Raw genomic sequence first — 23,194 nt, forward strand, 5'->3', positions numbered from 1 at the left:
TCCTCGCGTCCGTCATCCCGGGGAGTTCCAACGTGGCGTTGATCGTGCAGAAGTACGGCGGTTCGTCGGTCGCCGACGCGGAGAGCATCAAACGGGTCGCGAAGCGCATCGTCGACACCCGCCGCGCGGGTCACGACGTCGTCGTCGCCGTCTCCGCGATGGGCGACACGACCGACGAGCTGCTGGAGCTCGCGAACGAGGTCGCGCCGATCCCGGCCCCGCGTGAGCTCGACATGCTGCTCAGCTCGGGGGAGCGCATCTCGATGGCGCTGCTCGCGATGGCGATCCACTCGATGGGCTTCGAGGCGCGGTCGTTCACCGGCAGCCAGGCCGGCATGATCACGGATGCGACCCACGGCGCCGCGCGGATCGTCGATGTCACCCCCATCCGGCTGCGCGAGGCGCTCGACGAGGGCGCGATCGTCATCGTCGCCGGCTTCCAGGGGTTCAACCGCGACACCCGTGACATCACGACGCTCGGACGAGGCGGCTCCGACACGACCGCGGTGGCCCTCGCCGCCGCGCTGAAGGCCGACGTCTGCGAGATCTACAGCGATGTGGACGGCGTGTTCACCGCCGATCCCCGCGTCGTCCCGCGCGCGCGGAAGCTCGCGCACGTCTCCAGCGAGGAGATGCTCGAGCTCGCCGCCAACGGCGCCAAGGTCCTCTACATCCGCGCCGTCGAGTACGCGCGTCGCCACGGCGTGCTCATCCACGCCCGCTCCACGTTCAGCTCCGGTGAGGGCACGTGGGTCGGGCCCGGCGCGCATCCCGAACTCGCATCCGAGGGAGACCACATGGAAGAGCCGATCGTCGCCGGGGTCGCCACCGACCTCAGCCAGGCCAAGATCACCGTCATCGGTGTGCCGGACGTGCCCGGGAAGGCCGCCGAGATCTTCACGATCGTCGCGCGCTCGGGCGCGAACGTCGACATGATCGTGCAGAACGTGTCGGCCGCGGCCACGGCCCGCACCGACATCTCCTTCACGCTGCCCAAGACGGACTCCACGCCCGCGCTGAAGGCCCTCGCCGCCGTGCAGGCCGAGATCGGGTTCGAGAGCCTCGTGCACGACGACCAGATCGGCAAGCTGTCGGTCGTGGGCGCCGGCATGCGCTCGCACTCCGGGGTGTCCGCGACACTGTTCGAGGCGCTGTCGACCGCCGGCATCAACATCGAGATGATCTCGACGAGCGAGATCCGGATCTCGGTCGTGGTGCGCGCCGCCGACATCGCCGAGGCCGCGCGCGTCGTGCACACCGCCTACGGCCTCGACGGCGACACCGACGCGACGGTCTACGCCGGCACCGGCCGCTGAGCCGCTTCCGCACGCGCATGACGCGGTGAGCCGGTGCCGAACGCGGCCACGGTAGAATCGTGCGATCCGCGCCGGCTCATCCCGACCCGCGCGCACGCGAACCGGCGGCATCCCGTCGCAGACATCGAGGAACACGCATGACCCGCATCGCAGACTCCGGTCTCTCCGTCGCCGTCGTCGGCGCCACCGGCCAGGTGGGCACGGTCATGCAGGAGATCCTCGCCGAGCGCTCCTTCCCGATCCGCGAGCTCCGGCTGTTCTCGACCGCCCGCTCGGCCGGCCGCGCCGTCGAGTTCGGCGGCGCCACCGTCATCGTCGAGGACGTCGCGACCGCCGACCCGTCCGGCATCGACATCGCTCTGTTCTCGGCCGGGGCCACCGGCAGCCGCGCGCACGCTCCGCGCTTCGCCGAGGCCGGTGCCGTCGTGATCGACAACTCCAGCGCCTGGCGCAACGACCCCGAGGTGCCCCTCGTCGTCAGCGAGGTCAACCCGCACGCGATCGATGACCGACCCAAGGGCATCATCGCGAACCCCAACTGCACGACGATGGCCGCCATGCCCGTCCTCAAGGCGCTCGACGCCGAGGCCGGCCTCGAGCGCCTGATCGTCAGCACCTACCAGGCGGTCTCGGGCTCCGGCCTCGCCGGCGCCCAGGAGCTCCTCGGCCAGGTCGAGGGCGTGCTCGCGCAGGGCGACACCCTTCGCCTCGTGCACGACGGCTCCGCGGTCGACTTCCCGGAGCCGGAGAAGTACGTCGCCCCCATCGCCTTCGACGTCATCCCGTTCGCCGGCAACCTCGTCGACGACGGCGACAACGAGACCGACGAGGAGAAGAAGCTCCGCAACGAGAGCCGCAAGATCCTCGAGCTGCCCGAGCTCCGCGTCGCGGGCACCTGTGTGCGCGTGCCGGTGTTCACGGGACACTCGCTCTCGATCAACGCCGAGTTCGCGCGTGAGATCACGCCCGAGCGGGCGCGCGAGGTGCTCGCCGAGGCCGACGGCGTCGTCCTCGAAGAGGTGCCGACCCCGCTCTACGCCGCGGGCAAGGACCCCAGCTTCGTCGGCCGCATCCGCCGCGACCAGTCCGCGCCGGAGGGCAAGGGGCTCGTGCTGTTCATCTCCAACGACAACCTGCGCAAGGGCGCGGCCCTCAACGCGGTGCAGATCGCGGAGCTCGTGGCTGCGCGGCTCGGCGTCACCGCCTGAGCGGGTTCACCGCCGGTCAAGAATCCTGGTTGTTGCCTTCCGGACGTCCCCCCGGGCGGAAGCGGCTGCCCTCACGAGAACTAGAATCGTCGGGTGAGTGAAACCTACGATGTCGTTCTGATCGGCGGCGGGATCATGAGCGCCACCCTCGGCACTTTCCTGCAGCAGCTGCAGCCGGACTGGAAGATCGCCGTCTTCGAGCGGCTGGGCGAGGTCGCGGCGGAGAGCTCGAACGCGTGGAACAACGCGGGGACCGGGCACTCCGCCCTCTGCGAGCTGAACTACATGCCCGACCCGAACGACCCGTCCAAGGCCGTCGCGATCAACGAGCAGTTCCAGCAGAGCCGGCAGTTCTGGGCATCGCTCGTCGACGCCGGCATCCTCGACGAGCCCTCGACGTTCATCAACTCCGCGCCGCACATGACCTTCGTCCGCGGGCAGAAGGATGTCGACTACCTTCGCAAGCGCTACGAGACGCTCAAGAACCAGGCGCTCTTCGACACGATCGAGTACTCCGAGGACTCGCGCGTCATCCACCAGTGGGCGCCGCTGCTCATGGAGAAGCGCCGCAAGGCGGACGAGCCGTTCGCGGCGACGCGCGTGTCCGGCGGCACGGACGTCGACTTCGGGGCCCTCACCCGGCAGCTCGTCGCGGCGCTCGAAGAGCGCGGCGCCGACGTTCTCCTCGACACCGAGGTGAAGAGCTTGAAGCGGCAGGACGACGGCACCTGGCGCGTCGGCTTCCGGCGCCGCATCGGCGGCTCGCCGGGACGCATCAGCGCGCGTTTCGTCTTCGTGGGGGCGGGCGGCTGGGCGATCAAGCTCCTGCAGCGGTCCGGCATCCCCGAGATCAAGGGCTTCGGCGTCTTCCCGATCGGTGGGCAGTGGCTGAAGACGAGCGATCCGGCCATCGTCGCCCGCCACAAGGCCAAGGTGTACTCGCAGGCGGCGATCGGTGCCCCGCCGATGTCGGTGCCGCACCTCGACACCCGGGTGGTCGACGGCGAGCCCTCCCTCCTGTTCGGCCCGTTCGCGACCTTCAGCCCCAAGTTCCTGAAGAAGGGACGCATGTGGGACATCGTCTCCCAGGTGCGGTTCTCGAACATCGGCAGCATGCTCAAGGTGGCCGTCACGAACCTGGACCTCGTGAAGTACCTCGTCTCCGAGCTGCTGAAGTCGCACAAGCGCAAGATCGACAGCCTTCGGGAGTTCATGCCGACCGCCGAGGCGGGCGACTGGGAGCTCCTGAACGCCGGACAGCGTGCGCAGGTGATGAAGGGCGGCAAGCTCCAGTTCGGCACCGAGGTCGTCGCCTCCGCCGACGGCTCCATCGCGGGCCTGCTCGGCGCCTCGCCGGGGGCCTCGACGGCCGTGTCGATCATGCTGGGGCTGCTCAAGACCTGCTTCCCGGACCGCATCGCGGAGTGGGAGCCCCGGCTCACCGAGCTCATCCCGACGTACGGCACGACGCTGAACGCCGATCCGGCGCGTGCGCACGAGGTCATCGCGCGCACGGCCGAAGAGCTGCACATCCCCGCCTGAGCGGCGACCGTCGTGGCCAAGCTCTACTTCCGCTACGGCGCGATGAACTCGGGCAAGTCGACGGCGCTGCTGCAGGCCGCGTACAACTACGAGGAGCGCGGTCAGCACGTGCTGCTCGCCAAGCCCGCGCTCGACACGAAGGGCGCCGAGCGCATCGCCTCGCGCCTGGGCGTCGAGCGGGACGTCGACGTGCTCATCCACGCCGACGACGACGTCCGCGCGCTCGTGACGGCGGAGCGCGACCGCATGCGGGATGCCGGGAACGACCTCGCATGCCTGCTCGTGGACGAGGTGCAGTTCTTCTCGGCCGAGCAGGTCGATCAGCTGCTGGCGATCGCGGTCCTCGACCGCATCCCCGTCCTCGCCTACGGCATCCGCACCGACTTCCGCACCCGGGCGTTCCCCGGCTCGGCGCGGCTGCTGGAGGTGGCCCACAGCCTCGAGGAGCTGAAGACGATCTGCCGCTGCGGTCGGAAGGCGATCTTCAACGCGCGTCTGGTGGGCGGACGCTTCGTCTTCGACGGCGATCAGGTCGCGATCGACGAGCTGAGCGCCGACACCGTCACCTACGAGTCGATGTGTGCCGAGTGCTATCTGCGCGAGGCGGGCGCCGCCTGATCAGGCGTGCGGTCGACGCCGGCGCGGCGGCAGCGGCACGAGCATCGAGGTCGACCGCTGATACTCGGCATAGGCCGGGTACCTGCTCGCCGAGATCGACTCGGTGAAGACGGTCGAGCCGATGAAGAGCGCGGTCAGCAGCGCCGCTCCGGCGATCGACCAGTTCAGCACGCCGCCGACGACGCCGAGCCCGGATGCCGCGACCGCCCCGAGCGCGTAGAACGCCCACCACTGCGCCTGCTCGAAGAAGAAGTTGGGATGGCGGCTGTAGCGGAAGAGGCCGGTCGTGAGGAAGCCGGGTTCCAGCGTCCCGCCGGCGCGCTGCTTGGCGCGGTGGAAGTCCCACTGCTGTTGGTCGGCCGTGAGCTCGCCGACCAGGAAGGCGACGAACAGCAGCGACCAGACGACGTCCCACGCGCCGAAGGGCGTCGGATGCTGGAGGGCGACGAAGGCCGGCAGCGTGATGAGCACGAGCAGCGCGTTCTGATACAGCACGATGAAGAACACGTTGAACAGCTGGAACTGCCACGGCGTCATGCGGCCGCGCAGGATCGCCCAGCGGTAGTCCTCCACCCCGGCGTAGCCGCCCTTGCGGGCGAAGTTGGCCGTGAGGCGGGCACCCCAGAGGGTGACGAGGACGGCCATCACGACCAGGCGCGTCGCATCCACCCCCGCGCCGATCGCGAACCCCGCGAAGATCCAGACGTACACGACCGGGACGATCGACCAGATGCGGTCGACCCAGGAGGTGTCCTTCGTGATGAGCGAGAGCACCCAGCAGGCGACGCACGTCGCCGCGGCGACGGCGATCACGGCGGTGAGCGCGGCGAGGTCCATGCTCGCCAGGCTACCGCCGTTCAGCGGGTGGGGAGGGTGGGGATGAGGGTGGTGAGGTAGTCGGCGGTGTCGGGCCAGCCGTCGACGGCGTGGCAGGTGACGCCGAGGGCGAGGACGGGGTAGTCGTTCCCGTCGGGGTCGAGGCGGTCGCCGATGAAGAGCATGTCGTCGAGGGGGATGCCGGTCTGCTCGGCGAGGCGCTGCATGCCGTAGGCCTTGTCGATGCCGCGGTGGGTGATGTCGACGCTGGTGGATCCGCCGGAGCGGACCTCGAGGTCGGGGATGCGGGCGGCCACGGCCTCACGCAGGGTGTTCTTCTTCTCGCCCGTGGGGTCCCACGCGGTCTTGTGCTCGAGGGGGGCCTGCTGGCCGAGGGCGGAGAAGGTGATCTGGGAGCCGCGGTCCTCCAGGATGGGACCCCAGGTCTGCTCGGCCCACAGGCCGAGGCGTTTGGCTTCCTCCTCGACGGCGGTCAGCGCGCGGGTCTTCTCGTCGTCGGTGAGGGCGTGGGCGTAGACGGTGCGGATCCCGTCGGGGTCGATGCGGTAGTACTGGGTGCCGCAGGTGGGCATGAGGTGGAACCGGGCGAGGACCTCGTCGCCCGCGTCGGGGAGCTGCTCGACGACCTGCGCGCGGAACTGTGCGAGCTGGCCGCCGGAGATGATCGCGACCTCCACCCGCTCGGCCAGCGCGAGCAGCAGCTGCGCCATCCGCGGGTCCAATGCCTGCTTGGACGGAGCGAGCGTGTCATCGAGATCGAACGCGACGAGCTTCGGGGCGACGGTCATGCGGGCTCCAGCGAGGTCCGGGGGCAGAGAACAGGCCCCGCTCGGTGGGAGCGGAGCCTCGATGCGCGACCAGTCTAGGGGTCGCGGGGAGGCGTCCGTGCGAGGTCAGCGGGTGAGCACGGCCGCGACGTCGTCCCACCAGGTCGCGGCCCGTGCCCGGTGCGCGTCGATGCGCTCGCGCGCGCGGTCGGCGATCCGTGTCCGTTCGGCCTCGACGTGCGCGCAGATCGCGGCGGGATCCGCATCGCGCCCGGTCAGCGACGCCAGGTCGACGGGCCGGTGGCCGTCCCAGTGCCCGAGGACGCCGTCGAGCTTGATCCTCGTGTAGTCGTCCGTGGCGAGGGCGAGGACGGGGGTCCCGGCCGGCGCGGCGAACACCGCAGGGTGGTAGCGCGAGGTGATCAGCAGCCCCGCGTGCTGCGCCAGCGCGACAGCGGACGCGGTGTCGCCGGTCGGGGCGGCATCGGATGCGGTCGTCAGCAGGGCCCGGATGCGGTCGTGCACCCGCTCGTCTCCGCGGGCCGTGCGGGGACCGGCCTCCAGCGCGCCGAAGTGGGCGTGGAAGACCACCGGGCCGCCCGTGATCGCGGCGGCGGCGTCGACGAGGCGGGCGATCGCGGCATCCCCGTCCTCCTGGGCGACCCCTCCGTACCAGCCCGACAGGCTCACGAGCACACCCGGCGGAGCCTCGGGCGGGGCGGCGGGGGAGAGGAACGAGGCGTCGTCGACCCCGAGCCGTGCCGCGCGCCCCCAGCCCGTCACGAGCGCGTGGGTCGTGGGCTCGCGCGCCCCGAATCGGGTGGCCGCCGCGACGGCGGTGCGCAGGAGAGCCTCGTCGTCGCCGAGGAGGTCGGGGCCGAGCGTCTGGCCGGTGAAGACGACCGGCAGCCCACGGGCGACGGCGAGCTCGGTCAGCGTGGCCCGTTCGAACAGGTGCACGGGCCACCGCGAGGCCAGATTGCCGCCTCCCGCGTGCAGCAGTCCCGAGACGGAGTCCAGGGCCTCGATCACCGCCCGCGCGGGGTCATCGGGCGCCAGCGCGACCTCGCCGCGTGCGGCCGCGAGGATCCGGGCGCGGCGAGCTGACAGGGCCGTGCGATCGAGGCCGGCGAAGCCCAGCCGAGGCAGCATCGGCGTGCCGTACCGCTCGGCGGACTCGGCGGGCGCCGAGGAGAGGCCCACGATCGAGGCGCCGCGTGAGGTCAGCTCCTGCACGGCCGCGTCGAACATCGCCTCGTCGCCGATGTGGAACATGCCGTCCACCGCGCCGATGTCGCCGATGGCGAGGATGGTCACGAAGGGCCTCCCGAGGGCGTGGGCGAGTGGATCGTACTGGGCGAAGGGGCGACGCTCAACGCTAGCCGCTCTTTCACACGGGGTGCGTATCCTCGGCACGTCACGGAAGTCGGAGGAGCGGGGCCATGGGGATTCAGACGCGCGATGGACTCGCTCGTCTCGGCGCGGACGATCGTCGATGCGCTTCGGCGGGCGGACGAGCTGGCGTTCGAGGCCGGCCGCGACCCCGGCGTGCGGCCGTTGCGCCATCTCGTCGCCGCGCTCGCCGGCGATGACGAGGTGGTCGTGGTCGCCGCCGTGCACGCCCTCGCCGAGATGCCCGACGAGCAGGCGGCGCGGACGCTCGTCGCACTGCTGACGGATGCGCGCGCGTTCGTCCGGGAGCACGCGGCGTGGGCGCTCGGCGCGATGATGCCCCGCCCGGATGCCGTCGCGCACCTGCTCGGCATGGTCTCCGACGGCGGCTTCACCGGCATGCTCGCCCAGCGCACGCTGGAGGAGTGGTCCGTGCGCGCGGGCGAGATGCTCGCCGTCGCCGTCGAGTCCGCCCTGATCGGCGTGTCCGAGCCGGATCGGCGCGCGCGGCTCGTCGAGACGCTGGGCCTCGTGCGACAGCCCCTCGCGACCCGGCCGCTGCTCGCCCTGGCACGCGACGACGCCCAGAGTCCCGCTGTGCGCGAGGCCGCTGTCGCGGCCCTCGGCCAGCGTCAGGGATCGCCCGGCGTCGAGGCGGTGCTCGAAGACCTCGTCGCCCGCGGGGGACGCCTCGGTGCCCTCGCCCGGCTGGCGCTGATCGATCTCGATCCGCCACGGCCGGCGCAGGACGACGTCGGCGCGGAGGGCCTCACGATCGCTCAGCTGTTCCTGCACGCCGATCTCGACCCTGCGCTCAGCTCGGTCGGAGCCGGTGACAACGGCGGGATCGCGACGCTGCTCGTCCGACTGGGCGACGCGCTCGTCTCGGACTCCTCGCACACCGTCGGCCGTGTCATCACGCTCGCGCGCGGCACCGTCGAGCAGACGACGGCCGACCTGCTGGATGTCTCCGCTGCCCGCGCGGGCCACCTGTTCGGGCACGTCCCGCTGGCCGCATCCCCCGTGGCGTCGGCCGCGGCGTGGCCGCTGCGCGTGACCGCGCGCCGCGGGATCCGGCGCATGCTGCGCGCCGCGGGCCGGGTCGACGTGCTCCACCTGCGCATGGCGGATGTCGGATCGCTCGCCGCCGCGGACGTGGCGCGCGAGCTCGGCATCCCGATCGTGTTCACGCTCGCGCCCGACCCGCACAGCGTCATCCAGTCGATGGAGGATGCCGGCACCCTCTCGCGGACGGGCTTCGGCGAGGCCGATCTGCGCGAGCACTTCTGGTTCCGCGCGCGACTGGTGCAGTCGCTCGCGGCGTCCGCCGAGCACACCGTGCTGTTCCCGCGCCCGACGCTCGCGGAGGACATGCGCCGACTGGTCGGTGTCGACATCCGGGTCCACGAGGAGCGGCACACGGTCGTGGCCGAAGGGGTCGACATGACGGCGATCGACCGTGCCGTGCGCGCCGCGCAGGACGCCGCCGACGGCGGTACGCCCTCCCCGGCGATCGGCGAGCTCGCCGACCTCGTCGCGGGCCTCGACGAGGATCGGCGCGGGCTGCCGCTGCTCGTGAGCGTCGGCCGCCTGCACCGGGTCAAGGGCATGGCGACGCTTGCGGCCGCGTGGGCGGACTCGCCCGTGTCCGCCCACGCGAACCTGCTCATCGTCGGGGGCGACCTGCGGCATCCCTCGGCGGACGAGAGCGAGCAGCTGGCGCTGATCGAGGATGTCGTGCCCGCCGCCGAGCGGGCCGCACGCGGTCTGATCCTCGCGGGTCACCGTCCCAACGCGGTGGCGGCGGAGTGGCTCGCCGCCGCGCGGTTCGGTCTTCCGGGGCGGATCGCGCCCGCCGGCGCCTACGTGTGCGCGAGCGTGAAGGAGGAGTTCGGGCTCGCCGTGCTCGAGGCGATGGCGACCGGGCTCGTCGTGGTCGCCCCGGACGGCGGGGGCCCGGCGACCTACGTCGACTCCGGCGACACCGGGTTCCTCGCGGCCACCTGGGACCGGACCCGGCTGGCGGCGGCGATGCAGGCCGCGCTCGATCGCGCCGCGGAGGCGGACTCCGGGGCGGCGGCGCGGGCGCACGCGATGGTGGCGGAGCGGTTCACGGTCCAGGCGATGGCGGCCACCCTCGCGCCTCTCTACGGCACGGTCGCGCTCCGGGACGCGCGGCTGGCCCGCGCGGCGGTGCTGCCCTCATGACGCTGCTCGTCATCAGCCCCGACTACGCCTCGCACCTGCTTCCGCTCGTGACGTTCGCCGCGGCGTGGCAGGCCGCGGGGGAGGACGTCGTGGTCGCGACGGGCCCGGCGACCGATGCGATCGTCGCCGGTGCCGGGATGCGCCGCGTCGAGCTCTCCCTCGGGCGCGGGGCGAACGGGGGCGTCATGCGCACGGACGAGCAGGCGGCGGCAGAAGCCTCGTCCCTCGCCGGGTTCTTCGCCGCGACCCGCGAGGGCATGGTGCCCACCCTCCGCTATCAGGCGCAGGAACGGCTCACCGACCTCATGTGGGAGCCGGTGGACCGTGCGCGCCGCACGCTCGAGATCGTCGACCGGCTGCGGCCGGAGCACATCCTCGTCGACCACCTCGCCTTCAGCGCGCGGCTCGCGCTCCACACGGCGGGGATCGGCTACGGCGACGTCGTGCTCGGGCATCCCACCGCTCTCCCGGTGGGGGAGGAGGTCTACGGCCTCCCGCCGTACTGGCCCGCCGCCTTCCAGCCCGGGGCGGATGAGCTGGCGGCGCTGCGCGCGCTGTGCGACCGCGTCGCGACCGGGTTCACCGCCCAGTGGAACGCCGCGGCATCCGCGCTCGACGCCGGGACGAAGCCGGTCGCGGACGCGTTCGCGGTGCGCGGCGGCACCGTGCTCTACAACTACCCGGAAGAGCTCGCCGACGGCGACGGGCGCGTGCTCCCGCCGCACGTGTTCCTCGGCTCCGCCCTGCGCGCGGAGAGCGTGCCCGCGGATGTCGCGGCCTGGCTGGAGCGGCCGGAGCCGTTCGTGTACGTCAGCTTCGGCAGCTTCCTCTCGGTGCGCGCCGATGTCCTCTCCCGGGTCGTGGCCGCGCTGCGGGCGCTCGGGGTGCGTGCGGCGGTGGCGACGGGGGCCAGCACGATCGGCGAGCTCGGGGGTCCGCTCCCGGAGGACTGGCTCGTGCGCGAGACGCTCCCGCAGGTCGCGCTGCTCGCGCAGGCCGCGGTCGCCGTGACGCACGGCGGCAACAACTCGGTCACCGAGGCGCTCGCCTGCGGCGTGCCGATCGTCGTGCTCCCGTTCTCGACCGACCAGTTCGCCGGGGCGGCCGCCCTCGAGCGCACGGGGACCGGCGTCGCCCTCGACCCGAACCGGGCGGACGTGCGCGCGATCGCGGACGCCGTGCGCGATCGGCTCCCGCTCGCCGGTCCCGGGCGCGCGCTGCTGGAACGGCTGCGCGACGACGCCGCACGCCGGCCCGGCGCGGACCGCGCCTACGCAGCGCTCACGGGCGGGTCAGATCCGGACTGACGGGATGCCGACCAGGGCGGCCATCGCCGCGGGGTCGCCCGCCGCGTCCCGGTACCTGGCCATCCGCGCGGCGTTGGCGTCGTAGTCGGGACCCTCGCGGCGCTCCGGCACGTGATGCAGCGCGTACACGCGGCCGGGGTGACGCTGCGGGGGTGCACCCAGGAGCGTCTCGTGAGCGAGGTACCACGCGGCGTCCTCGAAGCCCCAGCCGCGGAACGTCTCATCCTGGCCGCCGTGGGCGAACCAGGTGTCGGCGGTCGTGACGTAGACGCCCGAGCACGCACCGCGGACGATCTGCTCCGGAGCGCATCGAGCGGGAGGCGTGCCCGCGGCCAGCTCGGCGGAGCCGGTGGCGCCCAGCCACCGGTACTCCTCGTACGGCAGCTGGACGAGGCCGCTCGTCCGCGCGGCGCGGATCGCGGCGCGCAGGGGCGCGACCTCGGGGAGGGTGTCGGCGTCGCCGATGACGACGACCGCGTCCGGGGCGGCCGTGCGCATCGCCCTGTTGCGGCAGCCGGCGAGCACGAACACGTCGTCCGCCGTGTCGACCGTGCGCACGTGTGCCTCGGGGAGATGCGTCCGGTACCACGCGAGGACGCGCTCGAACGGCGCGAGCCGCGAGGGAGCCGGTCGCCAGGGGATCACGACCTCGACCGGGCCATCCGGATGGGCCGCGGGCGTTGCGTGTGTCATCGTCACCAGCCTACGGCGCGGCGCGTGCCCTCGCGGCGGCGGTCGTCCTGCGTTCGACGAACGCGACGGGGAGGAGCTCGGGGGACACGGCGGCGCGCCGCTCGCCGGCATCGAAGCGCGCGATCTGCTGCAGCAGCAGCTCGCCGGCGCGGATGCCGAGATCGTGGGCGGGCTGGCGCACGGTCGTCAGCCCGATGGCGTCGGCGACGGCGACGTCGTCGAACCCCGTCACCGAGACGTCCCCGGGCACCGAGAGCCCTGCGGCACGCAGCCGGCGCATCGCGCCCAACGCCTGCTCGTCGTTTCCCGCGGCGACGCACGTGAAGCCGAAGCCGCTCTCGAGGGCCTCGTCGACCAGTCGATAGCCCGCCTCGGCGGTGAAGTCGCCGCGCAGGACCAGGGCCTGCGGCAGATGCTCCTTGATCCCGACGACGCGCTGCGCCGAGGACAGCATCGTCTCGGGGCCCGCGACGATGAGCGCACGGCGGTGTCCGCGTTCCGCCAGGTGCCGGCCGACGAGACGGCCGCCCTGCAGGTTGTCGGCGACCACGGTGGGCAGGCCGGTGTCCCCGGCCAGCTCCTCGTCGGCGATCACGACCGGGTAGTCGCCCGCGAGCGCGGCGATCTCCTCGTCGACGCGTGCGGCGAAGGGCAGATGGACGAGGCCGTCCATGGTCCCGTCGCGGAGGAGGTCGAGATGACGGCGGGGCGTGCGCAGCGACATGCTGCAGATGATCAGGCCGAGCCCGGCGGACTCGACGGCCAGCTCGACGCCCTTCGCGAGCTGGGCGAAGTACGACACCGTCAGGTCCGGCACGACGAGACCGACGAGGGAGCTGTGGCCGACCTTCAGCCGGCGGGCCGCCGACACCGGCACGTAGTCGTACTGCCGGATGACGGCCATCACACGGTCCGCCGTGCGGGGGCTCACCGGTCGGTTGCCGGACAGCACGTGCGAGACCGTCGTGACGCTGACACCCGCGATGCGGGCGATCTGCTGCATGGTCGGGCGTGGTGTACGAGGCAACGCAGGCTCGCTCTCTCTGGCGTCACTCCGGTCCGCAAAGCGTTTGCGCCAGGATCACAGCTTCTCATGTCCAGCCAGATGTCGCGCCTTCCGGTGCCGGTGTTTCCTTTGCGTTTCGCCTCATGAAGTTGCTGTTTCCGGGCCGGATTGGTCAGCGGCGGCCTCTTATGATCGAGCCACACACGCACTAGTCATCAAGTGCAAAACGATTGGCATGAGGAGAAGGCGAACGTGAAAGACCTCGACCTCGCCCGCTCGGCCCAGCGACTGTCGGTCCCGATCGTGGCCGTGGCGGTCGCGCTGATCATCGGCGGTGTGCTGATCGCGATCTCGGGCCGTTCGCCGTTCGACGCGATCGGCGCGATCGGCCAGGCGGCGTTCAGCTGCACGCCGAAGTTCTGCAACTTCGGCACGGTGCTGACGACGGCGGCGCCGCTGATCATGACGACGCTGGGCGCGGTCATGGTGCTGCGGGCGGGCCTGTTCAGCATCGGGCAGGAGGGGCAGTACGCGGTCGGCGGACTCGCCGCCGTCGCGATCGGCTACATGGTCCCGATGCCGAGCGGCCTGCACTGGATCGTCGCGCTGCTCGGCGGTGCCGTCGCCGGTGCGCTGATCGGCATCGTGCCGGCGCTGTTCCGGGTCTTCCTCGGGGCGAACGAGCTCATCGTCAGCATCATCGTGAACTCGATGGTCGGCCTGCTGATGTCGTATCTGGTCAACTACCCGATGCGCGACGCCGGCGGAAGCGCGTCCTTCACGCCGCAGATCGACGTGACCGCGAGGCTGCCCGTCTTCGACACCACGACCAAGGTGGGCATGAACATCGTGCTCGCGCTCGTCTTCGTGGTCCTCACGTACATCTACATGAGCCGGAGCACCTGGGGGTACGAGCAGCGGATGGCCGGCGAGGCGCCCGTCTTCGCCCGCTACTCCGGAATGCGCACGCGCACCGCCGTCATCCGCGCGGCCGCGCTGGGCGGCGCGCTGGCCGGCATCGGCGGCGGCATCCAGGTGCTCGGGATGAACTACCGCGTCATCGACGGCTTCATGGACGGCACGGGCTTCAACGGGCTGACCGCGGCGATCCTGGGCGGGACGACCGTCATCGGCGGGGCGATCGCGGCCTTCGTCTTCGCCTCGATCTCGATCGGCGCGATCAACGGTCTGCAGATCCTCATGGGCATCCCGCGCGAGATCGGGTCCGTCATCCTCGCGCTCATGATCGTGCTCGTCGCGGTGCAGACGCCGCTCGCGCACCGCCTCGAGCTGTGGCTGAGCAAGCGCCGCGGTGCCCGTGAGATGCAACAGCGGCTCGCGGAGCCGCCCGGCGACGTCGGGCTCGCCGAGGCCGAGAGCCCCGCGGACGACGACCCCGATCCCACTCCCTCGCCGGCTTGGCTCGGCACCCGACCGGAAGAAGGCGAGCGCTGATGGACTTCCTCTCCTCGTTCTTCACCGCGGAGCTGTTCTCGAACGGGATCCGCCTGACCACCCCGATCCTGTTCGGCGCGATCGCCTCCGCGCTCAGCTCGCGAGCCGGTGTGCTGAACCTCGCGATCGAGGCCAAGATGCTGGTCGGCGCCTTCGTCGGCCTCATCGCCCTCTCCGCGAGCGGATCGCCCGTCGTCGCCCTGCTGGCCGCCGCGGCGGCGGGGGCGGCCACCGGCGGGCTCATGGCCGGTGCCCACCGCATCGGTGTCGATCTGATCATCTTCGCCATCGGGCTGAACATGTTCTTCGTCGAGCTGTCGGTCTACCTCATGCGCGTCTTCTTCGGGGGCACGGGCGTGTGGAAGCCCGACGTGACGATCCTGGAGGACATCCGGATCCCGGTCGTCGCCGACATCCCCGTGCTCGGCACGCTCCTCAGCGGCTACAACGTGCTCGTCTACCTCGCCTTCGCGGCCGCGATCGCGTACGGTCTGCTGTTCCGCTTCCGATCCGGCCGCCACCTGCTGGCCGCGGGCGAGTCGCCCGTCGCAGCGCTCAGCGCCGGGCTCTCGGTGCCGAAGATCCAGACCTGGAGCCTCGTCGGCGCGGGCGCGATCGCAGCGCTCGGCGGTGCGTTCCTCACGGTCGGCGAGCTGGGCCTGTTCGCCCGGGGAATGACCGACGGCGCGGGCTGGATCGCGATCACCGCGGCGCTGCTCGCCGTGAACCGACCCGTCTTCCTCGTGCCGTCCGCGTTGCTCTTCGGCTTCTCGGACGCCTTCGCGATCCGTCTGCAGAGCACGACGGCGCTGCCCAACTCGATCGTGCAGGGCATCCCCATGGTGGCGACCCTCATCGTGCTCGGCATCGTCGGGTATCGCGGACTGCGTCGTGCCGAGACGATCGGCATGCCCAAGCGCGCTCGTCGCCGCCTGCGCGCCCAGACCGCCTGACTCCCCTTCCCGAACGCACCACCCCCACCCTAAGGAGAATCGATGTCCCACAGCAGAAAGATCCTCGGCGCGACCGCCGGCCTGGCGGCCCTCGCGCTCGCACTCACGGCGTGCGCCGGCGGAGCGTCCGACGGAACGTCGGCGAGCTCGGGCGGCTACACCGCGACCCTCGTGGGCGGCGTGGCCGGAGACCTCTCCTACACCGACTCGGCGCTCGCGGGGCTGAAGAAGGCGCAGGACGAGCTGGGAGTCACCACGAACCACATCGAGGCGCCCGACCCCTCGCAGGGTGAGACGCTGCTGCGCTCGGCGATCCAGACCTCGCCGGACCTGATCCTCAGCATCACGCTGCCGCTGGACACGGCGATCTCCATCGCCGAGCAGTACCCCGACCAGAAGATCGGCATGCCCGACCAGTCGAGCGAGGGCAAGACCATCCCCAGCAACCTGGAGATCTACACGATCAACACCCACGAGGGCAGCTTCCTCGCCGGTCTGGTCGCGGGCTCGATGACCAAGAGCAAGAAGGTCGGAGCCGTCGTCGGCGGTGACTCGCCGGCGCTGAACCAGTTCGCCTACGCCTACAAGCAGGGCGTCCTCGCCTCCTGCGCCGACTGCTCCGTGCAGCTCAGCTATCTCAACTTCGTCTTCAACGACCCGTCGCTCGGCAAGGCGACGGCCCTCGACCTGATCAGCGACGGAGCCGACGTGATCTACCAGGTCGCCGGCGGCACCGGTACCGGCGTCATCGAGGCCGCGAAGGAGAAGGGCGTCTACGCGATCGGCGTCGACAGCGACCAGGACAACGTCGCTCCCGGCACCGTCATCACCTCGATGATGAAGCACGTCGACGCGAGCGTGTACAAGATGATCGACGAGGCAAAGAAGGGCAACTTCACCTCGGGCGCGCAGATGGTGGGTCTCGCCGAGGGCGCGACCGGCCTGTCCTGGGATGAGGGATCGACGGTCTTCGCGGACGCGCACCCCGAGCTCTCCTCCAGCATCGCCACGGCGAAGGCGCTGGTCGAGAAGTACAAGGCGTCGATCCTCGACGGATCCTTCCAGGTCTGCGACGCGCTCAACGCTCCCGACACGACGGCCTGCGCAGGCCTCGGCAAGTAGCACCCGGAGGTGGTGCCGCAGCCACGGCTGCGGCACCACCTCCGCACCAGAGAAAGGAAGCGTTCGCGATGGCCGAGTTCTTGAGACTCGAGGGTCTGCGGAAGTACTTCGCATCGTCCGGCGTGCTGGCCGTCGCGGACGTCTCGCTCACCGTCGGTGCCGGTGAGGTCGTGGCGCTCGTCGGCGAGAACGGCACCGGGAAGACGACGCTGATGAACCTCCTCTTCGGCGCCTTCCCCGCCGACGCCGGGCGCATCTTCATCGAGGGCGAAGAGGTCCAGATCCGAGGATCACAGGACGCCATCTCGCACGGCATCGGCATGGTGCAGCAGCACTTCGCGCTGGTGCCCAGCTTCACCGTCGCGCAGAACGTCATGCTCGGACGGGAGAAGAGCCGCGCCCGCATGGTCGATGACCGAGCGGGCGAACAGGCCGTGCGCGAGCTGGGGGACCGGCTCGGGTTCCCGCTCGAGCCGTCCGACATCGTGGCAGCCCTTCCGATCGGGCTGCAGCAGCGCGTGGAGATCCTGAAGGCCCTGGCCGGCGACACGCGCCTGCTCATCCTCGACGAGCCCACCGCCGTCCTGACCCCGGCCGAGGCCGACGAGCTCATCGTCGCGGTGCGCCACCTGGCCAGCATGGGCACGTCGGTCGTCTTCATCAGCCACAAGCTGCCGGAGGTCATGGCGGTGGCCGATCGCATCGTGGTCATGCGGCGCGGGCACATGGTGGGCGAGATGCCGGTCGCCGAGGCGACACCGGCGCGGATCGCGCGCCTCATGGTCGGTCGCGAGGTGCTGCTGCGTGCGGAGATCGCCGATGTGGAGCCCGGAGAGACCGTGCTGGCCGTCGAGGACGTCACCGCCCACCAGGTCAGCGCGGGAGACTCGGGGCTCACCGGGGTGAACCTCGCGGTGCGCGCCGGCGAGATCCTCGGCGTCGCCGGCGTCAGCGGCAACGGCCAGGGGAACCTCGTCGACGCGATCGCGGGCCTGCGCAAGGTCGACGCGGGAGCCGTCGTCATCAACGGCACCCCGGTGACCAACCGCGGCCCCCGTGTCGCCCGCGACGCCGGGCTCGCGCACATCGCGGAGGACCGCATGCACGTTGGCCTCAACCGTCAGGCCACGCTCGCCGAGAACGCCGTGTCGGTGGCCTATCGGACGCGCCGTTTCGCGCGCTGGGGCTTCCTGCGCGGTCGATCCGTCTATGAGTTCGCCACGCAGGTCATCGAGGACTACATCGTGCGCGGCGGGTCGCCGCGGCGCGTCATCGGCAACCTCTCCGGCGGCAACCTCCAGAAGGTCGTCATCGGCCGTGAGCTGGAAGGCGACCCCGCCGTGATCATCGCCAACCAGCCCACGCGCGGTCTGGACGTCGGCAGCATCGAGTTCGTGCACAAGTCGCTGCTGGACGCGCGCGAGCGCGGGGCGGGGATCCTCCTGGTCTCGGCCGAGCTCGAGGAGATCATGACCCTCGCCGACCGGATCGTGGTCATCTACGACGGAGCGCTCGCCGGCCCGTTCGCGCGCGGCGAGCTCTCGAACGTCGAGATCGGGGCGCTCATGGCGGGCCGCACGATCGACGAGGCGCGCGAGGACGGCGCGGCGGTCACGGCATGAGCCGGACGACCCTCGTCGCCGACCATGTCGTGATCGGCGGACACGACGCGACCGTGCTCGAACCGGGTGTCGTCGTCGTCGAGGACGGCCTCATCGTCGAGGTCGGCGCCGTCCGCGGATCCCGGCCGAGCGGAGCCGGCGTCGTCGACCTCGGCCCGAGCGTGCTCATGCCGGGGCTCGTGAACGCCCATGCGCACGCCCCGATGATGCTGATGCGCGGGGTGTCCGAGGGACACTCGCTGCTCACCTGGGAGGGCTGGCTCGGAGCGATCCGGGCGAAGGAGCTGCACCTCACGCCCGATCTGCTCGCGGCCTCCGCGCTCGTCGGATGCGCCGAGATGATCGGGAGCGGCACGACCTCCTTCGCCGACCAGTACCTGTTCGCCGAGTCGTACGTCGGCGCCATCGAGTCGTCGGGACTGCGCGCGACCGTGGCGTACGGCATCGTCGATCTGGGCGACGACGCCCGCCGCGACAGCTCCCTCGTGGCCGCGGAGGCGTTCGTCGCGGCGGGGGAGGACGCGCTCGTCGACCGCTGGATCGGTCCGCACGCGTTCTTCGTGGACAACCGCCTCGAGACCGTGCAGGCCGAGATCGAGATGGCCCGTGCCCACGGCGCCGGCCTGCACGCGCACTACGCGACCTCGACGGAGGAGGACGACGTCTGCCGTGAGCGGTACGAGCGCACGGCGCTGCGGATGCTGACGGAGCTGGGGGCCACGGACGTGCCGATGCTCCTCGCCCACGCCAACGACATCCTGGTCGACGACCTGCCCCTGCTGGCCGGGACGGCGGCGAGCGTCGCGATCGCGGCGAGCGTCGCCATGATCAGCGGTGCGCATGCGGCGCCCACCCGCGCCGCCCTGGACGCCGGGGTGAACGTCGTGATCGGCACCGACAACCTGTGCGGCAACAACAACGCCGACATGTTCGAGGAGATGCGCACGCTCGGCAAGCTCGCCGCCTTCGTGGAGCGGCGCCCCAACGCGATCACCCCGGTGGAGCTGCTGGGGATGGCCACCTGGCGCGGACGCGCGGCGATGGGCGGCGCCCCCGGCGACGGGACGATCGGCGAAGGCGCGGTCGCCGATCTCATCGCGCTCCCGACGGCTGCTCTGCACCGCGGGCCCGTCGGCGCGCAGTCCGTGCACTCCGCGCTCGTGTACGGCGCCGTCGGCTTCGACACGACGCACGTCATGACCGGCGGACGCTGGCTCAAGCGAGACGGCGCCCTGACGACGATCGATCTGCCCGCGGCGCTCACGCAGCGGCAGGACGACTTCGACACCCTCATGGCTCGCGTCGCCGCAGCCGACTGACATCCCGAGAGGACGACCATGCCCGTTCCCCACCAGCAGGATCCCTGGACCCGCGTCACCACCGTGCGCGGCTACGCCGCCGACGAGCTCATCTCGACGCTCCAGAAGTCGATCCGCCGCGGCGACCTCCGCCTCGCGCTGCTCGTCGCGCGCGAGCTCTACGAGACCAGTGCGGAGCTGGAGGCCGTCATGTGGTCCCGGCTGTGCGTCATCTCCTGCGAGGACGTCGGAGACGGCAGCTTCCACGAGCCCGTCGTGGTCAATGCGCTCTTCCAGATGCACGAGCGGATGGAGCGCTCCGCCGGGGACCGGTGGCTCTTCGCCGTCCACGCCGTCCGCTACCTGGCCGAGCGCGTCAAGGACCGCACCTCTGACGAGTGGGCCAACCTCGTGCTGCACCTCGCCGCCGCGAGCGACCGGCCGTTCGAGGTGCCGGACTACGCACTCGACGTCCACACGCGGCGGGGCCAGGAGCTCGGCCGCGATGTCGACGGGTTCTGGGCCGACGGCGCCCTGCTCGCGAACGAGCGGCCGGACCGTGACACGAGCGTGCGCGAGGAGATCCTGCGGCTCCGTGCCGCCGGCCAGTGGCGGGCCTGAGCCGCGTCAGTCCCACCCCGGCACGAGCTGCTCGACGCGGATCCGGTCGAGCAGCTCCGCCGGCGCGAAGGCCGCATCCAGGGCGTCGAAGGTCGCCCGGCGCAGCTGCGTGGCGGTCCAGCCGAACGTGTCGGTGACCACGCGCATCTCTCGGCTCACGCTGGTCTCGCTCAGCAGCCGGTTGTCCGGGTGCAGGCTCACGCGGATGCCCGCGGCGGCCAGCAGGGAGACCGGGTGCTGCCCGATCGCGTCGACGACCCCGCCGTTCGAGTTCGACGTCGGGCACACCTCCAGCACGATCCGTTCATCGCGCACGCGCGTGGCGATCTCGCCGGGCTCCAGCGCCGCCGCATCCCGGTCCTGCCGCTGCCAGGCGGCGACCGCCTCCCGGACCCCGTGGCGCACGCCTGCGACGGCGATGTCCTCGACGAGGCGGGCTCCGTGCCCGATCCGTTCCGCCGCACAGGTCGTCAGCGCGTCGGCGATGCTGACGGCGCCCTCCGCCTCCCCCGCGTGGACCGTGCGGCGGAGCCCGGCGCGTGCCGCGCGGGCGAACGCCGCAGCGTGCGCGTGCGCGGGGTGGCCCTCCTCGTGGCCGGCCAGGTCGATCCCGACCACTCCCGCCCCCGCGCCACGCTCGGCGGCCGCGACGACCGCGTCGTCGCTCACCCCGGTGCGCATGACCGAGAGCACCTGCCGCACGGTCACGCGGTGGCCCGCGCCGGCGACATCCCTCATCCCGGCGTCCAGCCCGTCGTGCACGGCGACGACCGCCTCGTCCATATGCTCAGGCCGCCGGCCAGGTGCTTCTCGGGCGCCCATCGGGTCTCGGCGTAGACCACGCCGTCGGCGGCGAGCGTGTGGACGTACTCGCGCGCGACGCGGCGCAGCTGCGCCGCCGTCTGCATGACCGAGGTGCTGAGGCCGAACAGGTCCTCCCAGTCGCGCCCGGGCTCGAGGATCGCGAAGTCGCGGAACCACGTCTGCAGCTCATCCGGGGTCCGTCGCGGCAGGGCCACGCCGGACGCGTTCGCGAGCTCGATCAGGGTCTCGGGGCGCAGGGAGCCGTCGAGGTGGTCGTGGAGCGAGACCTTGGGCAGGTGCGTGAGCGGGTCGGCCGGGTCGGTCCAGGTCGTCGGGCTGGTCATGGGGTCACATCCTCCGTGGGGTTCGGGTGTTCCGCGCGGGCGAGAAGGCGGTCGGCGAGGGCGCTGAGCCGGACGCCCTCCAGGGTCGGCAGCAGGATGCCGCGGAGCTCGTCGAGCGCGTCCCACTCGGGGCCGAACGCGGCGCGGCCGCGGGCGGCGCCGCACAGCGCGCCCACGAAGGCGGGGACGGAGTCGGCTTTGCGGGCGATCGTCAAGGACAGCGGGATCGCGCGCGCCGGCTCGGCATCGGTCAGGAGCGTGACGGCCACGGCGAGGGGCAGCGTCTCGGCCGCCGTCGAGGCGTGCGAGTACAGCCGAGGGCTCAGGGCGCGGATGAGGGAGGGCACGGCGGCGAACGGGTCGCCCGCGGTGTCGGCGATACCCAGCGCCGTGTCGAGACCGGCGTCGAGCCACGACCCCGGCGCGATCTCGCCGCGGCCGGCGTCGACCGCGTCGCGCAGCGGGCTTCCGGTCAGCACCCGCGCGACGAGGGCCGCCATGGCCGCGGCCGCGTCGACTCCGTCGCCGGCGTGGGTGATGCGGGCGTACCGTCGGGCCAGCTCGCTCGCCGCCCGCGGATCGCCGGCGTGCGCCAGCCCGCACACGACGCCCGCGGGCACGGCGGTGTCGTCGTCGGGCGGCGGGGTTGTCGTTCCCGGTGTGGGGCGGGCGGAGGCCCGCCGCGGCGTTGCGCTCGGCGCTGCGCGCGGCCACGCCGAGCCAGACGTCGTCGCCCGCGTGATGGCGGAGCCATCCGACCAGCAGGGATGCGTCGTCCGTCGCCGCGAGCAGGGTCAGCGCGGCCGCGGCCGCCTCCTCGGCGTCGTCGGTCGCGATCAGCGGCGCGGTGTGCGACAGGCCCGGTGAGAACGGCAGCAGCGGGCGGCTGACGCGCTCGGCGTCGAGCTCGGCGCTCCCGCCCCAGAGCCTGCCGCGCACCCAGGGAGCGCGCACGGAGCGGTGCACCTCCGCGGGGTAGCCGAGCGCATCGCCCACGGCGAGGCCGAGCAGGGCGCCGCGGGCGCGGTCGCTCAGAGCTGCCTCAGCCATGGGAGGCCGCCGCCAGGTCGTCGGCGATCGCGAGCAGGTCCGCGCCGCGCGTGGCGGTGACGCAGACCCCTGCGACCTCGCGGACGCGAGGGGCCCAGTCGTCGGGCAGCGCCGAGGTGCCCGAGGCGGCGCCGCAGATCGCGCCGGCCATCGCGGCGATCGTGTCGGAGTCCCGACCCATGTTGACGCCGGCGAGGACCGACTGCACCGGGTCGCCCTCGTGCGCGCGGACCAGGGCGAACGCGAACGCCACGGCCTCCGGTGCGGCGTCCGCCCACGGATAGTGGCGCAGCGGCAGCTCCTCGGAGAGCGCGCGTTCGGCCCCCTCCACGTCACCGGCGGCGTCCACGATCGCGAACGCGCGCGCGATCATGCGGTGGCTCCACGAGTCCTCGGGGATACTGGCGATGCCGGCCTCGAGCGCCTCCTGCCAGGGCGCGCCGCCCGCGGCGGCGGCGACGGCCGCCGCGACGGCGCGTGCGCCGAGGATGCCGTCGCCGGAATGGCTCACCCGGGCGTCGATCGTGGCGAGCCGAGCCGCCTCGACGGGGTCTCCCGGACACAGCAGCCCGAGGGGAGCGGCGCGCATCGCGGCGCCGTCGCTCCAGCGCTCGTAGTTGCGGATCCCGGTGTCGGGCGGTCGGAGTCCCGCCGAGAGCCCCGCGAGCGCGACCATCTCGGAGAAGCCGGCTCCGGCGAATCCGCCGTCCTGAACCGCGAGCGCTTCGAGCCAGAGGTCGGCGACGTCGTCGGAGGTGAGCGCGTGCCCGTGCCGCAGGACCGCGGTCGCCGTCAGCACGGCGTACTCGGTGTCGTCCGTGCCGGCGGCGTCCGCCGTGAGGAAGGTCTCCACCCGGCCGTAGCGCTCCCGGATCGCGTCACGCGACATCCCCTCGGTCGGGGCGCCCAGCGCGTCGCCGGCCGCGAGCGCGATGAGCGAGGCGCGAGAGCGATCGGTGCGCGTCATGGGCGAGCCTCCGGCGGGCTGGGTTGGTGCGAGCATACTCCAAATCGGTTTGTATCGTGCGATG

Annotated in this window: 21 protein-coding genes and 1 pseudogene; 12 read left to right on the top strand and 10 right to left on the bottom strand. The window is 72.2% G+C overall.

Annotated elements, in window-relative coordinates; genetic code table 11:
- Positions 1 to 32 precede the first annotated feature (32 nt).
- From QE381_RS14925 to QE381_RS14940, 4 genes are all read left to right on the top strand, one after another.
- Positions 33 to 1,316, top strand: coding sequence for an aspartate kinase (locus QE381_RS14925; RefSeq protein ID WP_307219415.1), 1,284 nt, complete (start codon positions 33 to 35; stop codon positions 1,314 to 1,316).
- 137 nt (positions 1,317 to 1,453) lie between these two features.
- Entirely contained in the window at positions 1,454 to 2,524 is a 1,071-nt protein-coding gene (locus QE381_RS14930) for an aspartate-semialdehyde dehydrogenase (protein ID WP_307219417.1), read from the top strand.
- A gap of 93 nt (positions 2,525 to 2,617) precedes the next feature.
- Entirely contained in the window at positions 2,618 to 4,066 is a 1,449-nt protein-coding gene (gene mqo / locus QE381_RS14935) for a malate dehydrogenase (quinone) (RefSeq protein ID WP_307219419.1), read from the top strand.
- Between the two features lie 12 nt (positions 4,067 to 4,078).
- Positions 4,079 to 4,684, top strand: coding sequence for a thymidine kinase (locus QE381_RS14940; RefSeq protein WP_307219421.1), 606 nt, complete (start codon positions 4,079 to 4,081; stop codon positions 4,682 to 4,684).
- Here QE381_RS14940 and QE381_RS14945 read toward each other — a convergent pair whose 3' ends face one another.
- The 3 genes from QE381_RS14945 to QE381_RS14955 form a co-directional block, all read right to left on the bottom strand.
- Complete coding sequence (locus tag QE381_RS14945) at positions 4,685 to 5,521, bottom strand: DUF1295 domain-containing protein (protein WP_307219422.1); 837 nt, start codon at positions 5,519 to 5,521, stop codon at positions 4,685 to 4,687.
- A 20-nt stretch (positions 5,522 to 5,541) separates the two neighbouring features.
- On the bottom strand, positions 5,542 to 6,309 hold the full coding sequence (locus QE381_RS14950) for an HAD-IIB family hydrolase (protein ID WP_307219424.1): 768 nt from the start codon (positions 6,307 to 6,309) through the stop codon (positions 5,542 to 5,544).
- 105 nt (positions 6,310 to 6,414) lie between these two features.
- Positions 6,415 to 7,605, bottom strand: coding sequence for a polysaccharide pyruvyl transferase family protein (locus QE381_RS14955; RefSeq protein ID WP_307219425.1), 1,191 nt, complete (start codon positions 7,603 to 7,605; stop codon positions 6,415 to 6,417).
- 144 nt (positions 7,606 to 7,749) lie between these two features.
- On the opposite strand from QE381_RS14955, the gene QE381_RS14960 reads away from it, so the two are divergent.
- Positions 7,750 to 9,888, top strand: a complete 2,139-nt coding sequence (locus QE381_RS14960; protein WP_307219427.1) for a glycosyltransferase — start codon at positions 7,750 to 7,752, stop codon at positions 9,886 to 9,888.
- Positions 9,885 to 11,195, top strand: a complete 1,311-nt coding sequence (locus tag QE381_RS14965) for a nucleotide disphospho-sugar-binding domain-containing protein (RefSeq protein ID WP_307219429.1) — start codon at positions 9,885 to 9,887, stop codon at positions 11,193 to 11,195. The genes QE381_RS14960 and QE381_RS14965 overlap by 4 nt, the downstream gene beginning before the upstream one ends.
- Here the strand turns inward: QE381_RS14965 and QE381_RS14970 are convergent.
- Both QE381_RS14970 and QE381_RS14975 read right to left on the bottom strand, forming a co-directional pair.
- Positions 11,181 to 11,888: a hypothetical protein gene (locus tag QE381_RS14970; protein WP_307219431.1), complete on the bottom strand. Its 708-nt coding sequence runs from the start codon at positions 11,886 to 11,888 to the stop codon at positions 11,181 to 11,183. The two genes, QE381_RS14965 and QE381_RS14970, sit on opposite strands and share 15 nt — an antisense overlap.
- A gap of 10 nt (positions 11,889 to 11,898) precedes the next feature.
- On the bottom strand, positions 11,899 to 12,891 hold the full coding sequence (locus tag QE381_RS14975; protein ID WP_307219433.1) for a LacI family DNA-binding transcriptional regulator: 993 nt from the start codon (positions 12,889 to 12,891) through the stop codon (positions 11,899 to 11,901).
- Between the two features lie 255 nt (positions 12,892 to 13,146).
- Here QE381_RS14975 and QE381_RS14980 point away from each other — a divergent pair, with 255 nt between their 5' ends.
- The 6 genes from QE381_RS14980 (at position 13,147) to QE381_RS15005 (ending at position 19,965) form a co-directional block, all read left to right on the top strand.
- Positions 13,147 to 14,349, top strand: a complete 1,203-nt coding sequence (locus QE381_RS14980) for an ABC transporter permease (protein ID WP_307219434.1) — start codon at positions 13,147 to 13,149, stop codon at positions 14,347 to 14,349.
- A complete protein-coding gene (locus tag QE381_RS14985) occupies positions 14,349 to 15,302 on the top strand; it encodes an ABC transporter permease (RefSeq protein WP_307219435.1) in 954 nt (317 codons plus the stop codon). The genes QE381_RS14980 and QE381_RS14985 overlap by 1 nt, the downstream gene beginning before the upstream one ends.
- 42 nt (positions 15,303 to 15,344) lie before the next feature.
- Positions 15,345 to 16,424: a BMP family ABC transporter substrate-binding protein gene (locus QE381_RS14990; protein WP_307219437.1), complete on the top strand. Its 1,080-nt coding sequence runs from the start codon at positions 15,345 to 15,347 to the stop codon at positions 16,422 to 16,424.
- Positions 16,425 to 16,492: 68 nt separating this feature from the next.
- Entirely contained in the window at positions 16,493 to 18,046 is a 1,554-nt protein-coding gene (locus QE381_RS14995; protein WP_307219439.1) for an ABC transporter ATP-binding protein, read from the top strand.
- Entirely contained in the window at positions 18,043 to 19,365 is a 1,323-nt protein-coding gene (locus QE381_RS15000; protein WP_307219441.1) for an amidohydrolase family protein, read from the top strand. Before QE381_RS14995 ends, QE381_RS15000 begins: the two co-directional genes overlap by 4 nt.
- 18 nt (positions 19,366 to 19,383) lie before the next feature.
- The gene (locus tag QE381_RS15005; protein ID WP_307219443.1) at positions 19,384 to 19,965 is read left to right on the top strand and encodes a hypothetical protein; all 582 of its coding nucleotides are present in this window, start codon (positions 19,384 to 19,386) and stop codon (positions 19,963 to 19,965) included.
- A gap of 6 nt (positions 19,966 to 19,971) precedes the next feature.
- Here QE381_RS15005 and QE381_RS15010 read toward each other — a convergent pair whose 3' ends face one another.
- The 5 genes and pseudogenes from QE381_RS15010 to QE381_RS15025 all read right to left on the bottom strand — a co-directional run bounded on the left by QE381_RS15010 (position 19,972) and on the right by QE381_RS15025 (position 23,130).
- On the bottom strand, positions 19,972 to 20,748 hold the full coding sequence (locus tag QE381_RS15010; protein ID WP_307219445.1) for a hypothetical protein: 777 nt from the start codon (positions 20,746 to 20,748) through the stop codon (positions 19,972 to 19,974).
- A complete protein-coding gene (locus QE381_RS15015; RefSeq protein ID WP_307219447.1) occupies positions 20,700 to 21,113 on the bottom strand; it encodes a hypothetical protein in 414 nt (137 codons plus the stop codon). The genes QE381_RS15010 and QE381_RS15015 overlap by 49 nt, the downstream gene beginning before the upstream one ends.
- Complete coding sequence (locus QE381_RS15020) at positions 21,110 to 21,856, bottom strand: ADP-ribosylglycohydrolase family protein (protein ID WP_307220562.1); 747 nt, start codon at positions 21,854 to 21,856, stop codon at positions 21,110 to 21,112. Before QE381_RS15020 ends, QE381_RS15015 begins: the two co-directional genes overlap by 4 nt.
- Positions 21,771 to 22,163: pseudogene (locus QE381_RS17960) on the bottom strand (ADP-ribosylglycohydrolase family protein); the annotation flags it as partial. The pseudogene QE381_RS17960 and the gene QE381_RS15020, both read right to left, overlap by 86 nt.
- Positions 22,156 to 23,130: an ADP-ribosylglycohydrolase family protein gene (locus QE381_RS15025; RefSeq protein WP_307219448.1), complete on the bottom strand. Its 975-nt coding sequence runs from the start codon at positions 23,128 to 23,130 to the stop codon at positions 22,156 to 22,158. The pseudogene QE381_RS17960 and the gene QE381_RS15025, both read right to left, overlap by 8 nt.
- Positions 23,131 to 23,194 lie beyond the last annotated feature (64 nt).

Origin of the sequence: Microbacterium sp. SORGH_AS_0888 (genome assembly GCF_030818905.1) — a bacterium.
Taxonomy (GTDB): domain Bacteria; phylum Actinomycetota; class Actinomycetes; order Actinomycetales; family Microbacteriaceae; genus Microbacterium.